Genomic DNA, 14,155 nt, shown 5'->3' with positions numbered 1-14,155 from the left:
CTTATCTACCAAAGTATTCGTCTTTTTTATCAACTCTGTTTGGATCTTCCAAAGGATATTGTTTTAACATCGGGTGAACATTCAGTTCATCCATATTTAAAATCCTTCTTAAATCAGGATGTCCTTCGAATTTAACGCCGAAGAAGTCATAAGTCTCTCTTTCCATCCAGTTTGCACCGTTCCATAGAACAGTAGCTGTAGGAATTGCAGGCGTATGCTCGTGAATAAACACTTTAACCCTGATTCTGATTTTGTTCACCATATTATGCAAATGGTAAACTACAGCAATATGTTTGGTTTCCGGATAATGAACTGCTGTGATATCAGTAAGAAAAGTAAAGCCTGTACCTTCAGTTTCTTTAAGAAACGTCAATACGTCAATAATCACGTCCTTAGTGGTCTCTACGGTAAGCAAGCCATATGGTTCGTTCACACCGCTCACTTTAGCTCCGAAACGGTCAGCTAAAAGCTGTATTACGCTACTATTGTTAACCTCTGCCATTATTCTATTCCGTATGAAGCCAACATTTGTTTATACTGATCAGAATTTCTTCTTCTGCCAGACTCATTTTTCACTAATTCCTGGATTTTGCCAAATCCATCCAGAATTGCTTCTGGTCTTGGCGGACAACCCGGAACGTAAACGTCTACCGGAATAATCTCATCGATTCCCTGTAAAACTGAGTAAGTGTCAAAAATACCACCGCTTGATGCACATGCACCTACAGCCATTACCCAGCGGGGCTCTGCCATCTGTAAATACACTTGTTTTAAAACAGGACTCATTTTTTTAGCTATGGTACCCATAACCATTAATAAATCTGCCTGACGTGGAGAAAAACTTAAACGTTCTGAACCAAAACGACCGAAATCATAGTGCGAACCCATGGTAGCCATGAATTCAATTCCACAGCATGAAGTTGCAAATGGTAAAGGCCATAATGAATGCGACCGGGCTAAACCGATAACCTTGTCTAAAGAAGTAGCAAAAAAGCCAGATCCTTCAATGCCTGGAGGCGCGTCTACTATATTGATGTCACTCATATCATAAAACAAAAAAGGCTCATTCTAATACAGAATGAACCACAAATCTACAATATTTAGAGCCAAATAGGTTTAATCTATCTCGATTTAGAACCGATCTAAATAGATTAATTCCAGTCTAGTGCTTTCTTTTTCAGAATGTAAATAAAGCCTAATAAAAGCGTCGCCATAAACACAAACATCTCTATCAGCCCAGGCCATCCCAGCTCTCTGAAATTAACTGCCCAGGGATACATAAAGATCACCTCTACGTCAAACAGGACAAACAGGATTGCAACCAGGAAATACTTAATTGAAAATGGCTGACGTGCGTTACCAACGACTTTAATACCCGCTTCAAAAGTACTTAACTTATCTTTCGTTTTACGTGCAGGACCTAAAAGGTGTGTAGCTATCAAAGTCACTACAACAAAACCCAGGGCTACAATAACCTGAAAAATAATAGGTAAAAAATCTGAAGGTAAACTCTGCGTTTCCATATAATCTTGATTAGGCTACAAAAGTAAAAGAAAAAAGGGGGAAATCAAATATTCAGTTTTAAAAACAGAACGTCCGTTTTCTCCTCATTTTGTAGCCAGAATACACATTTACCTTTATTCTTAATTATCAGCGGCAGATTACTTTCTGCTCCCTTATTGTAATTCTTTAAAAGGTTCCATCAGCCCAAAATTGCTCCCCCCGTTAGTTCCAGACAAACATGTTACAAAGAACCAGCAAAATTATCCCGCATACTTAACCTGCTTCACACTATAAAAAGCATTAATTTAGAATAAAAAACTATATGACAAAAAATTTGACTAAGCAGCTATTGATTACTTTCATAGCAATTACCTTTTCTTATGCACCCGTAGCAGCACAAAGTCATCTAACCAGTGATAGTATAGATGTTTTTCTCAAATACAAAATGCAGCAGCTTCGTATTCCTGCACTCCAGCTGGCAATTGTCAGTAAAGGAGAGCTGGTCAAATTAAACAGTTATGGGATGTCTAATCTGGAAAACTCCATCCCTGCAACTGATGAAAGCATGTTCTCTATCAATTCCTGCACAAAATCATTTGTCGGGGTAGCTATTTTGCAGCTTCAGGAAGACGGAAAACTGAACATTAATGATCCGATATCAAAATACCTTGACAGTTTACCTGAGGTCTGGAAAGAGGTTACTATAAAACAGATACTGGCCTGCAACTCGGGTCTGCCTAATATTATTGATGAGTACGAAAATGTACTTGGAGCTGGTAACGAATCCGCGGCATGGGCAAAAGTAAAAATGCTCCCTATGGAATTTAAGCCCGGTGAAAGATTCAGCTACAACCAAACCGGCTATGTTATTCTGGGAATGATTATCAATAAGCTCAGTGGAGTACATTTTACTAAATTTATTGAAGACCGCCAGTTTAGTACAGCAGGGATGAAACTAACCCGTTTTGGCGATTCACATGACATTATACCTCATTCCGCAGGCTCTTATTCTACATTGAACAATATAAATGGTAACTGGACCAGCAGTGGTGATTTAAAAATTGTCTACGCCGAATTCCCGCAGTTTTTCAGGACAGCCAGCAGTATAATTTCCAATGCCAGAGAGATTGCACAATGGATCATTGCTCTTCAGCACGGTAAGATATTGAAACAAAAATCCAGTCTGGAATTACTATGGGCCTTTGTACCTTTAAATAACGGAAAACCCGGAGGCTTTAATAAATTACTTAATGGTTATGCCCTTGGCTGGCCTGTTGCTGTAAGAGATGAACATCCAGCCGCAGGACCCGTGGGTGGGATGAGAACTTGTTATTTCGTGTACCCAAAAGACGATCTGTCCGTCATTATCCTGACTAATCTCCAGGGAGCCAATCCAGAGTACTTTATTGATGAGATTGCCGGATATTATATCCCTGACATGAAAGAATCCAATGGTTTTGGCTTATCATCCTCCGTTAAAAAATTAAGAGCAGTCTTAATTAAACAACAATACAACGATGCCTTAAAAACAGCGCGGAATTTAAAAAAGCAATTCGGTGCAAATTTCATCCTCAGCGAAGAAGACATCAATGCCTTTGGTTATAGATTGATGTCTGAACAAAAAACACAGGAAGCTATAAAGATATTCAAACTATATACTGACCTCTACCCTACGAGCAGTAATGCCTATGATAGTTATGCCGAAGCACTGGCAGCAAGCGGGAACAAAGCAGAAGCCATAAAAAACTACAAACGCTCTTTTGAACTGGATTCAAAAAACACCAATGCATTACAACAAATTAAAAAGCTGGAAAACATCTAGTCTGCCCATAATATAAAACAAGAACGGCCCCAGGTTCATCAAATAACCCGGGGCCGTTCTTATATAAGAATATTTAAATACTACTTTTTCTTGGTAGGTGCTTTAGGAGCCGGAGCTGCTAATTGTTTTGCACCTGCCAATGCGTTTGCATTTGCAGGATCAATAGCTAAAGCTTTTTTGAAATAATCACCAGCTTTTACTTTATCAGTTGCAGTATAGAAGAATCCTAAGTTAGTATAAGCTTCAACTAAGTTTCTTTTTTCAGCATCTGCTGCACCTAATTCAGGTTTTTTAACAGTTACCAGGTCAAGATATTGCTCATAGTAAGGAACAAGTAATCCTTTAGGATTAGTCTGATCATCCATCATGCGGGCAACACGTGCTCTCATGATATAAGCCAGAGTAAATTCAGGTGAAACTTTGTTTAAGTGAGATAAAGCTGAATCAGCCTCCACTAAAATAGTTTTACTTGGATTCTTTTTGTCTCTGTCTTTGTTTGCATAATCAAAATAATCGGCAGAAGCCAGGTAGTAATAGTTAGTTAATGAACCTTTACCGTTTGGATTCAATTTGATAGCATCTTTATAAACAGAAGCTGCCTGATCGTATTTTTTGTTAGTATATAATGCTTTACCAACATCCTCTAAAGCTTCAACATTAGTAGAATCTTTAACGATTGCTTTTCTGATGCTGATTAAAGCTAAACTATCCTGACCTGCATTTAACTGAGCTTTACCTAAATAAAGGTAATCTGCTGCGATTAAACGTGAAGTATCAGCATTTTTAGCGAAGAAATCAGTCAACAATTTTAAGCTTTCAGGATTTTTGTTTTCAGCCGCTGAATATGCCTGCAGACGGTTGATTACCATACTTTTCTGGTTGTTTGGATATAACTTTGCAATTTCAGCAGTTTCAGTTTCCAGACCTTTGTAGTCTTTTGCATAAAACAGGAATTGTGCATAACGTAATCTTGTATCAAAAGATTTGTCAGTCAGATCCATGTATTTTTTATAGTTCTCTAAAGCCTGTTTAGATTTTTCTGCATAATGAGCTGGTTCAAAATTTGCCCATTGCATGTATAATTCAGCAATTTCGCGGTAAGCAGGACCATAATTAGGATCTGCTGTAATTACCTCTTTTAACTGTGTTTCAGACTCAGGAAACGCTCTTGATTCTTTGTACATTCTACCGATCTGAACTTTAGCTCTCACTAAACCTTCGTTGATATTCAATGCACGCATGTAGTTTTGTAATGCTTCAGAATTCTTTTTCTGCAAAGCGTAGAAATCACCCAGAGCCAAAAATGTCTCAGGATCTTTATCAGCTGCATCAATTTCATCTGCTTTTGTCAGGTTAGCTAAAGCTGCAGTAAAATCAGGTTTCGCTTCTGCGATGTAAGCTTTACCGATGTATAAATACGGAGTATGATCTTTTTTAGAAGCCAGTGAAATAGCTTTATCAAAATTTGCTTTTGCTGATGCAGCATTATTAGAAGCAAGATCCGCCTGTCCTAATCCAACATAGTTTAACGCAAACTTAGGATCAGCTGCAATTCCGTTATTAAAAACCGCTTTAGCAGAATCCACATAGTCATTATGCAGATATACATCACCTAAATTAAAATAGTTCTCCCCTTTACCCGCCTGAGAACTTACCAGAGATTTAAGCATAGAAGTAGCTTTAGCATACTGCTCAGCGTCAATCGCTTTTTTTGCATCATTCAAGTTTTGAGCAAAAGAGGCAGAACCCATCACTACTAAACCTAAACTTAAGGTTATTGCTTTCTTTGTCATTTTCATCCTTTTTCTGTTTGTTTTTTTAAGGGTGATGAAGCATGCATGGAAAAATGCAGTTTTCATCCGTTTTCTATTTGTTTTTAGTATTTAGCTAATTCGTTTTTGGCGCACCAATAACCTCTGCCAGGTCAGGGCTCAATATAATATTAATTTTTATTTTTTATATTAATCTCCCGCGGATTCATTTTGTTTGGTCCCAGTCCGGATTTCAAAACGATCAGCTGACCCCTCTGGCCAGTTAACCACGTTGCAAAACCCGTGCCTAAACCATTTTTACCTTCCGCATTAACAATATATATATTCCTCAGAAAAGGATATATACCATCAATTAAGTTCTTTTGAGTAGGTTTATAAAAGGCATTATCCCCTTTTTTGCCCGCGGTGTTTTTTACACCCATAACTTTCACCTTAGAGGTAAAGTCCTGCTGATCCCTGCTACTTTTTAGTAGCCAGTTCACCCCAACAACCCCAATATAGTTCTTATGTTCTGCAACGTATTTTATAACGTCATTATTGTTCTGCAAAGTATAAATACCTGATTTAGGCAGATCTTTAATTTTTGCAAGGTCTTTGAAGTAGCGCAGTGTGCTCGAATAAGCGTTATCGAAAACGAGTTGTTTTCCTGAAGCAGATGTTCCTTTCAGTATAGAGACAACCTCATCCGCAGTAATTGTAGAGTCAGGATTGTCATTTCCGGTTATCAATGCAATACCATCAATAGCGAACCTGGATGTAAAAACAGGAATACTCCTTTTGCTGTAGGCTTTCTCTTCTTCCGGAGTAAGCATTCTTGATAAAATGGCCACCCTTACGCTATCATTTAGAAAAGTAGGAAGGATTTTATTCTCATTGCCCTGTATCAGTTCAAACCTGGCATCCGGATAATCCAGTTTAAAAACTTCAATCTGATCCTGAAGAACTGAAGAAAAGCTTTCATCGACAAGCATTTTAACAGTGCCTGAAGTACGAGATCCCCCCCCATCATCATTTTTAGGTTTTTGCTTACAGGCAATAAATAAAAATAATGGCAGGATAAAAATTAGCTTCTTCATTCTAATTGTCTTTTTGATTAATTAAACGGAAAAATCTGATGATTGCATAAACAATCAGCAATAGCCCAAATAAAATGCGGTAGGTCGGCTTAATCTCAAACGGAATGTCTTTCCAAAAGATCAGAGCAGCTCCCAGTACCAGATACATGGTGAGCATCACTAGCCCTAAAATGAACAGAAATCGCTGTTGAGGCGATTTCTGTTTAAATGTATTGAAGTCAAACATTATAGTAAATAATATTAGTTAGATAAAGTAAAACTGATCGGGATGTTATACTTCACACGAACAGGTTTACCATTCTGGATACCAGGAGTCCATTTTGGACTGGCCTTTAATACCCTGATGGCTTCTTCATCAGTACCACCACCTAATTTACGCTCAACTTTAATATCGGTAAGACGACCATCTTTCTCAACTACGAAAGACAAGAACACTTTACCCTGGATATTATTTTCCTGAGCCATAGGAGGATATCTTACTGCTTTATGCAGATAAGCATAGAATTTCTCCATACCTCCAGGGAAACCTGGCTGAGTTTCGATACTTACGAAGTCATAAACTTTAGTATCTTCCACTACTGCTGCCTGTTTAGGACCTTCACCTACAGGACCAGTCACTACGATATCAGCTCCCGGATCACCTTCGATTGTTTTCTGACCTGGGTCAGCAGCTTTTAATTGCTCAATCTGCGGAGGATCTTCATCACGTACCTGATTATCCGGTTTTACAATCGGAGGAGGGAACTTGATTTGATCCGTCTTTGGTGGCGGAGGCTCTACCGGAGGCGGCGGAGGTGTTTTTGGATCCACCGGCGGCGGAGGTGCAACAACAACTTCAACCTGTTTCACAATTTCCTCTTCAGGAAGCTGACCTTTGATCAGAGTAACGATCTTAGGTAAAAGAAACAAAAATATAAAAGCTGCCGAAGCAAAAAGTAGTGCTTTGGATGTGTTCGCGCCATTCTGTTTACGTAACTCGTAAGCACCGTAAGATTTGTTCTTTTTAGCGAAAACAACATCAAGCCATTCTTTATTGAATAAATCTATTTTAGATCCGAACATTGCTTGTTATTTAAAATGTTAATAATATTATAAAAGATTCTGCGATTTCATGAATGCTTTTTCAGCATCAGTGATGTTTTCATCGTCAATTGCAGGAGCCGATTTGATTCCGGTAATTGCTAATTCATCCATGATATCAACAAAGTTTTTATAGGTAGCGCCAGAAGTTGGTTTAATCACCATAACGATTGATTTACCACTTGCAGCCTGTACTTTTTGTTTGTTGTCCAGTATCGATTTTCTGATCTGAGTAAAATCCTGAACTTCAGGAGCTGATTTACCAGCTTCTCCCATGTACCATGCAACTTTATTGTTTTTACCTAACAAAATTGTCATAGTCTGAGATGCCCTTAATTCAAGTCTTTGTTCAGACTTTTCATCTTTATCCGGCTTCGCAATATCCATTGCGATTGGTTTATTCAGCGTGGTGGTTAACATGAAGAAGGTAATCAATAAGAAAGCCAAATCAACCATCGCGGTTAAATCTACTTTCGTAGACGATTTCTTACTTCTTACTTTCCCACCCTTTTTGCCACCCCCGCCGGAGGTATCTAATTCTGCCATGTTCTAATTATTTGCTACCGCCTTCAGCAGTGGTGATTAAACTGAATTTGTTAATTTTTTGTTTTTGAAGGATGTCAACAATTTTTTTGACCATTGGATAACCTTCATCGGCATCGCCTTTAATACTTACTCTCATTCCTTCAGAATGCAGCTCAGCAACTGCTTTACGGGATTGAAGAATCCAGTCTGCCAATTGATTATTGGTAGAATCTGTAGGTATACCTGTTTCCAGACCTGATTTCTTTCTTTTCTCTCCGTCCAGCATCACGAACTGTTTCAAGCTCTGAATTGGAACACCAAATGAGCCTATAACGCTAAAGCGTTTTTTCTCTTCTGGCGTGAAATTAATTTTATATTGCTCACCTATTTTTTCCAGCGTAGCTACTTTGATATCCTGACCAGCAGCTTCGAAGAAAACTTTGTCTGCACCAATCGTTAAGATTGCAATGTCCTTTTCAGGAACTTTGATCTTATACGTTGAAGTAGGAAGTCTTACATCCAAAGGATCCGGTTGTTTTGCTGTTGCTGATAAAATAAAGTAAGTAAGTAACAGGAAGGACACGTCGCACATGGCGGTCATATCAATCGAGGTACTCTTTCTTTGAACCTTTGCTCTAGGCATAATTTTAAAAATTACTTATGTTTTGTATAATGATGTTAATTCTTCCGGTTTTCCATAAAGCCGGTAAAAAAAAATTACATTATTTTCTATTTATGCGTAGAAGCATAAGTTTGGATGATGCTAAAACCAGCTTCATCAATTGCATAAGTTAATTTATCAATTTTAGAAGTCAGGATGTTGTACATGATGATCGCTAAAGTTGAAGTACCGATACCAGTAGCTGTGTTGATTAGTGCCTCAGAGATACCTGTTGCTAACGCTGCTGAATCCGGAGCTCCAGAAGCACCTAAACCACCAAACGCCTTGATCATACCTGTTACTGTTCCTAATAATCCCATTAATGTACCTACTGATACTAATGTTGCGATTACAGTTAAGTTTTGCTCTAACATTGGCATTTCTAATGTTGTAGCTTCTTCGATATCTTTCTGGATAGCTAAACATTTCTGATCTGTATCCATGTTTGCTTCAACTTCCATCTCACGATATTTTTTCAAACCAGATTTGATTACGTTAGCAACCGAACCTTGTTGTTTATCGCACTCAGCCATAGCTGCTTCGATATTATTTGAATTTAAAAGAGTTTGTACTTTTTTCACAAAAGCATCTAAACTAGATGTACCAGTTGCTTTTCCGATAACGATGAAACGTTCTACTGAGAATACGATTACCATTAAAAGCATACCCATTAAGACTGGAACGATTGGTCCACCTTTGTAAGCCATACCTGCATAGTTACCAACTTTAGGTAAGTTCTCAACGTTGTTGTCAATAAAGTTATTTGCATCTCCAAGAACAAATTTGTAGATAAGTGCCGCGATGATAATACAAATTGGAATGACTAGAGTAGCGAATAGATTTGAAGCTGATGAGCTTTCCTTTTTAACTGTTGTTGGTTTTGGTGCGTTTGCCATTTTTTTAGTTTTTGAGTTTTTAGTACTTTGTTTTTTTTTAAATTTAGATTAAATATCTCGTAATACACACAACGACGAATAGAATCAAATGTTGCAATAACAAATCTACAACTTTGATTTTAATTCCAAATTAAATTATCATTACCAGGTAAATTTGATTTTCGCAATAATTCTGTCGTCGCGTAGCTTATATTAAAAAAGATTGTCTCGGTTAGGAGACAATCTTTCACAATGAAAACTAAAAAAAAATTGAAATGCAAATTTTTCCTTAAAAAAAATGATTTAAAGTGTGATTTCTACAACTTTTGGGACTGATTTCAGTATTTCATCGTTTGCGAACTCTTCAAATTGCTTAAAGTTGTCAATAAACGCTTTGGCAAGTTCATTTGCTTTATGATCGTAATTTTGTTTGTCCGACCAGGTATTTCTTGGGTTTAATATTTCAGCAGGAACACCCGGACAGGCATCTGGCATTTGTAAGCCAAAAACAGGATGTTCAGTAAATGTTGCAGCATCCAGTTCTCCATTTAAGGCCGCTGTAATCAAAGCACGTGTATAACTTAATTTCATGCGCTGACCTACACCATACGCTCCTCCGCTCCAACCGGTATTCACCAGCCATACATTAACTTTATGCTCTTCCATTTTCTTTCCAAGCAGGTCCGCATATTTAGTAGGGTGCAATGGCAGGAAAGCTTTACCAAAACAGGCAGAGAAAGTCACCTGTGGCTCCGTTACGCCTGCTTCAGTACCCGCTACCTTAGCTGTATAGCCGGAAATGAAATGAAACATCGCCTGACCCGGATTTAATTTTGATAATGGAGGTAAAACCCCAAAAGCATCTGCAGTCAGGAAGAAAATATTTTTAGGCATACCTGCAATAGAAGGTAAAACCGCATTATCAATATAATTGATTGGGTAAGCTACCCTTGTATTCTCTGTTTTTTCAATATTTGAAAAATCAACATCTCTGGTACCCGGAAAATAATTGATATTCTCCAGTAATGAGCCAAATTTGATTGCATTATAGATCTGCGGTTCTTTTTCTGCAGTCAGATCCACACACTTCGCATAACATCCTCCTTCAAAATTGAAAACAGAAGAATCACCCCAGCCATGCTCATCATCACCGATTAATCCTCTTGCAGGATCAGCAGATAAAGTGGTTTTACCTGTTCCCGAAAGGCCAAAGAATATAGCTGTATCGCCATCAGCACCAACATTCGCTGAACAGTGCATCGACAGTGTATTTTTCTGCTCAGGCAGAATGAAATTTAAAACAGAGAAAATTCCCTTTTTAATTTCGCCGGTATATCCTGTTCCCCCTATCAGGATTATTTTTTCTGAAAAATTCAGAATGGCAAAATTTGCCTGGCGTGTTCCGTCAACGGCAGGATCTGCCAGAAAAGTTGGCGCAGCAATAATAGTCCACTCCGGATTTTCAATAGTCTCTCCGGCTTCCGGTCTCAGGAATAGGTTATTGGCAAATAGATTTTGATAAGCAGTTTCAGTGATGACCCTTATACTCATTTTATAGGCATCATCGGCACAGGCATAAGCGTCTCTTACATAAAATTTGTCTTTGTTAAGGTGCGCACAAACTTTGTGCAGCAACGACTTGAAATCTGACTGACTAAACTGGATATTAATATCGCCCCACCAAACTGAATCTCTTGTAATATCATCCAGTACTATAAACCTGTCTTTTGGCGAACGACCGGTAAATTTACCAGTGTCAATTGCCAAAGCACCTGAAGATGAGAGCGTACCCTCTCCGTTATTGATCGCTTCTTCTATCAGTTGCGGTACGCTTAACTGATAGTATGCATTATCAGTACCCAAATTCAACCGGGATAAGTCTGGTTTAGGCATTAAAACTTTGCTCATAAAATGATTATTTGTTTAGGCAAAGTTAAGGAGATATTTATTGAAAAATTATCATTCCAAAGGAAATATTTCACTTATTGTGGCATATACACTATAATACAATTAACTGAATATCAGATAATTAACCACACTATTATCCGCCGGATTTTTTCACTTTATATCCTTCTTTCTGAAGCATCAAAACAACCTTATCTCTGAAATCACCCTGGATAATAATCTCTCCGTCTTTGGCACTTCCACCTACCCCGCATTTAGTCTTCAGCATTTTGGAGAGCTTCTCCAAATCTGCTGCACTACCCCGATAACCGGTAATCAGTGTAACAGCTTTCCCTCCCCTGTTCTTACGGTCCAGCATCACACGCAGATCCTGCTGATTATTCGCAACCACTTCCTGCGCCGTATCATCCTCATTTTCAAAACTATAAGAAGGATCTGTAGAATACATGATTCCTCCAAGATCGCTCAATGACTTTTTATTCGGTTTCATCTGTTATTTATTTTCTTTTTTTCAATAACCGGCCTTAAATTATTCCGGAACCGTAATACCCATCTCCGGTGGTACAATTACATTTAAAGACAAAGGAGAAATACTTACCGCGATCTCTCTGCCCATAAAATAAGGCTCTCCGTCAATATGTATAGCCGCATCTTCCACCCTGGTAATCTGTATATCTTTCCCTTTGATAATCTCTACCAGGTCAGAACGATCAGTGGTAGCACTCAGCATATGATAAGCCAGTACCGGTAATTTATATAAAGGGAATGATTTTATAATACAAACATCCAGCAAACCATCTGTTACTGAGGCTTGTGGAGAAACGTGTGCATTATTTCCATATTGAGAAGAGTTTGCTACACTAACCACAAAAGCTGTTCTGGTATAACCCACCCCATCAATCCGGATATGATAGGTTTCAGGTTTATAATTAATCATTTCCTTAAATCCCAGTTTAAGATAACCAGATAATCCTCTTTTTTTATTCCCCACAAATACAGAACTGATATGGGCATCAAATCCCATACCTGCCATATTAAAGAAAAATTTATCATTGAATGTTCCCGTATCTATTTTAATCACATTCAGTTTGTTTAATACCTGAATAGCTTTCGCGGTATTCATCGGTATTTTTAAAAAACGGGCCAAACCATTTCCTGAACCAAAGGGAATAATTCCAAGGATTTTTTGCTGCTGCATTACTTTTGCTGCAATTTCATTGATCGTTCCATCACCGCCTACGGCAACAATAATATCAAAGTTCTTATTCGCAGCTTCTTCCGCTATCTCTGCAGCATGTCCTACATACTCCGTAAAACTATAATTAGGATTAAACCTGGACCTGTCCAGGTTGGCATCTATTATAGCAGGGATCTTTAATTTATCCTTACCCCCGGATATAGGATTAATAATAAATAGAATGTTCGACTTTGCCAAAGGATATGATTTAATTATGGCACAAAATAATTGATATTTTTTGACTATTTTGAATATATATAGTAATTTTGCATTCAAAAGGTGGACTGATTTGCGATGTTATGTTAACATGACGGGATTGCAACCACGTAAAAAAAAGTGCTAACCATTCATACACTTCATTTTACTGCCTGTTTATACGGGGTCAATGTCCATTTTAAAAAATTGTTGATTAATAAACTAATTATTTAAAATGTCATATTTATTTACATCAGAATCTGTTTCTGAAGGCCATCCTGATAAAGTAGCAGATCAAATTTCGGATGCACTAATTGATAATTTTTTAGCATTTGATCCTGAATCAAAAGTTGCCTGTGAAACTTTAGTAACTACCGGACAGGTTTTCCTGGCTGGCGAAGTAAAATCAACCGCCTATCTTGATGTCCAGAAGATCGCAAGAGAAGTAATCAATAAAATTGGTTATACTAAAGGTGAATATATGTTTGACAGTAACTCTTGTAGTGTGCTTTCTGCAATTCACGAGCAATCTCCTGATATCAATCAGGGTGTAGATAAAGAAGACAAAACAACTCAGGGAGCTGGTGACCAGGGAATGATGTTTGGTTACGCAACAAGAGAAACTGAAAACTTCATGCCTCTTGCACTGGATCTTGCACACAAAATTCTGATTGAATTAGCTGCAATCCGTCGCGAAAACACTGAAATCACCTACCTGCGTCCTGATGCAAAATCTCAGGTTACTTTAGAGTATAATGATAACAATGAGCCGGTAAGAATCGATTCTATCGTTGTCTCTACACAACATGATGATTTCGACGATGAGCCTGCCATGCTTAAAAAGATAAATGACGATATTATCAATATCCTGATTCCACGTGTATCAAGTCAATATCCTCAGTTCAGCAAACTGTTCAACAAGGATATTAAATATCACATTAACCCAACCGGTAAATTCGTTATTGGTGGTCCGCATGGTGATACAGGTCTGACAGGAAGAAAAATCATCGTTGATACTTATGGTGGTAAAGGTGCACATGGTGGTGGTGCTTTTTCAGGAAAAGATCCTTCTAAAGTTGACCGTTCTGCCGCTTATGCAACCAGACATATTGCAAAAAACCTGGTAGCTGCCGGTGTTGCAGACGAAATCCTGGTTCAGGTATCTTATGCAATCGGTGTTGCTCAGCCTATGGGTATTTACGTAAATACTTACGGTACTGCAAAAGTTAAAGACGCAGACGGCAAATTACTTACTGATGGTCAGATAGCGAAAGAAGTAGAAAAAATCTTCGACATGACTCCTTATGGTATTGAAACCCGTTTAAAACTGAGAAACCCGATTTATTCAGAAACTGCAGCTTATGGTCACTTTGGTAAAAATAACGAAGTAATCACCAAAGTATTCAAAGCTTCTAACGGTGTTGAAAAAGAAATCACAGTAGAATTATTTACCTGGGAAAAATTAGACTATGTAGATGCTGTTAAAAAAGCATTTTCTCTATAA

Annotated in this window: 14 protein-coding genes; 2 read left to right on the top strand and 12 right to left on the bottom strand. The window is 38.0% G+C overall.

Features of this window, described 5'->3' with window-relative positions; genetic code table 11:
• Position 1: 1 nt before the first annotated feature.
• From PL_RS16620 to PL_RS16610, 3 genes are all read right to left on the bottom strand, one after another.
• On the bottom strand, positions 2-502 hold the full coding sequence (locus tag PL_RS16620) for an NADH-quinone oxidoreductase subunit C (protein ID WP_041883909.1): 501 nt from the start codon (positions 500-502) through the stop codon (positions 2-4).
• Positions 502-1,044 carry an NADH-quinone oxidoreductase subunit B gene (locus PL_RS16615; RefSeq protein WP_041883911.1) on the bottom strand — a complete coding sequence of 181 codons (543 nt, stop codon included), beginning with the start codon at positions 1,042-1,044 and terminating at the stop codon, positions 502-504. The genes PL_RS16620 and PL_RS16615 overlap by 1 nt, the downstream gene beginning before the upstream one ends.
• Before the next feature lie 107 nt (positions 1,045-1,151).
• Positions 1,152-1,523 carry an NADH-quinone oxidoreductase subunit A gene (locus PL_RS16610; RefSeq protein WP_041883913.1) on the bottom strand — a complete coding sequence of 124 codons (372 nt, stop codon included), beginning with the start codon at positions 1,521-1,523 and terminating at the stop codon, positions 1,152-1,154.
• A gap of 302 nt (positions 1,524-1,825) precedes the next feature.
• Here PL_RS16610 and PL_RS16605 point away from each other — a divergent pair, with 302 nt between their 5' ends.
• The gene (locus tag PL_RS16605; protein WP_041883915.1) at positions 1,826-3,325 is read left to right on the top strand and encodes a serine hydrolase domain-containing protein; all 1,500 of its coding nucleotides are present in this window, start codon (positions 1,826-1,828) and stop codon (positions 3,323-3,325) included.
• Positions 3,326-3,405: 80 nt separating this feature from the next.
• On the opposite strand, the gene PL_RS16600 is transcribed toward PL_RS16605, so the two are convergent.
• The 9 genes from PL_RS16600 to PL_RS16560 all read right to left on the bottom strand — a co-directional run bounded on the left by PL_RS16600 (position 3,406) and on the right by PL_RS16560 (position 12,654).
• Positions 3,406-5,124, bottom strand: a complete 1,719-nt coding sequence (locus PL_RS16600) for a tetratricopeptide repeat protein (RefSeq protein WP_348619929.1) — start codon at positions 5,122-5,124, stop codon at positions 3,406-3,408.
• A 143-nt stretch (positions 5,125-5,267) separates the two neighbouring features.
• Entirely contained in the window at positions 5,268-6,173 is a 906-nt protein-coding gene (locus PL_RS16595; RefSeq protein ID WP_041883916.1) for a substrate-binding domain-containing protein, read from the bottom strand.
• 240 nt (positions 6,174-6,413) lie between these two features.
• On the bottom strand, positions 6,414-7,235 hold the full coding sequence (locus tag PL_RS16590; RefSeq protein ID WP_041883920.1) for an energy transducer TonB: 822 nt from the start codon (positions 7,233-7,235) through the stop codon (positions 6,414-6,416).
• 27 nt (positions 7,236-7,262) lie between these two features.
• Positions 7,263-7,799, bottom strand: coding sequence for an ExbD/TolR family protein (locus PL_RS16585; RefSeq protein ID WP_041883922.1), 537 nt, complete (start codon positions 7,797-7,799; stop codon positions 7,263-7,265).
• A gap of 7 nt (positions 7,800-7,806) precedes the next feature.
• The gene (locus PL_RS16580) at positions 7,807-8,421 is read right to left on the bottom strand and encodes an ExbD/TolR family protein (RefSeq protein WP_041883923.1); all 615 of its coding nucleotides are present in this window, start codon (positions 8,419-8,421) and stop codon (positions 7,807-7,809) included.
• Between the two features lie 86 nt (positions 8,422-8,507).
• Positions 8,508-9,335 (bottom strand): MotA/TolQ/ExbB proton channel family protein, encoded by an 828-nt coding sequence (locus tag PL_RS16575; protein WP_041883924.1) that lies wholly within the window; start codon positions 9,333-9,335, stop codon positions 8,508-8,510.
• 282 nt (positions 9,336-9,617) lie between these two features.
• On the bottom strand, positions 9,618-11,222 hold the full coding sequence (gene pckA, locus PL_RS16570) for a phosphoenolpyruvate carboxykinase (ATP) (RefSeq protein ID WP_041883925.1): 1,605 nt from the start codon (positions 11,220-11,222) through the stop codon (positions 9,618-9,620).
• Positions 11,223-11,355: 133 nt separating this feature from the next.
• Positions 11,356-11,709, bottom strand: coding sequence for a translation initiation factor (locus tag PL_RS16565; protein ID WP_052496434.1), 354 nt, complete (start codon positions 11,707-11,709; stop codon positions 11,356-11,358).
• Positions 11,710-11,748: 39 nt separating this feature from the next.
• The gene (locus PL_RS16560; protein WP_041883927.1) at positions 11,749-12,654 is read right to left on the bottom strand and encodes a diacylglycerol/lipid kinase family protein; all 906 of its coding nucleotides are present in this window, start codon (positions 12,652-12,654) and stop codon (positions 11,749-11,751) included.
• Between the two features lie 232 nt (positions 12,655-12,886).
• Between PL_RS16560 and metK the strand changes: the two genes are divergently transcribed.
• Positions 12,887-14,155, top strand: coding sequence for a methionine adenosyltransferase (gene metK / locus PL_RS16555; protein WP_041883929.1), 1,269 nt, complete (start codon positions 12,887-12,889; stop codon positions 14,153-14,155).

The organism is Pedobacter lusitanus (assembly GCF_040026395.1).
GTDB classification, from domain to species: Bacteria; Bacteroidota; Bacteroidia; order Sphingobacteriales; family Sphingobacteriaceae; genus Pedobacter; species Pedobacter lusitanus.
This window is presented reverse-complemented; position numbering and strand designations above follow the sequence as displayed.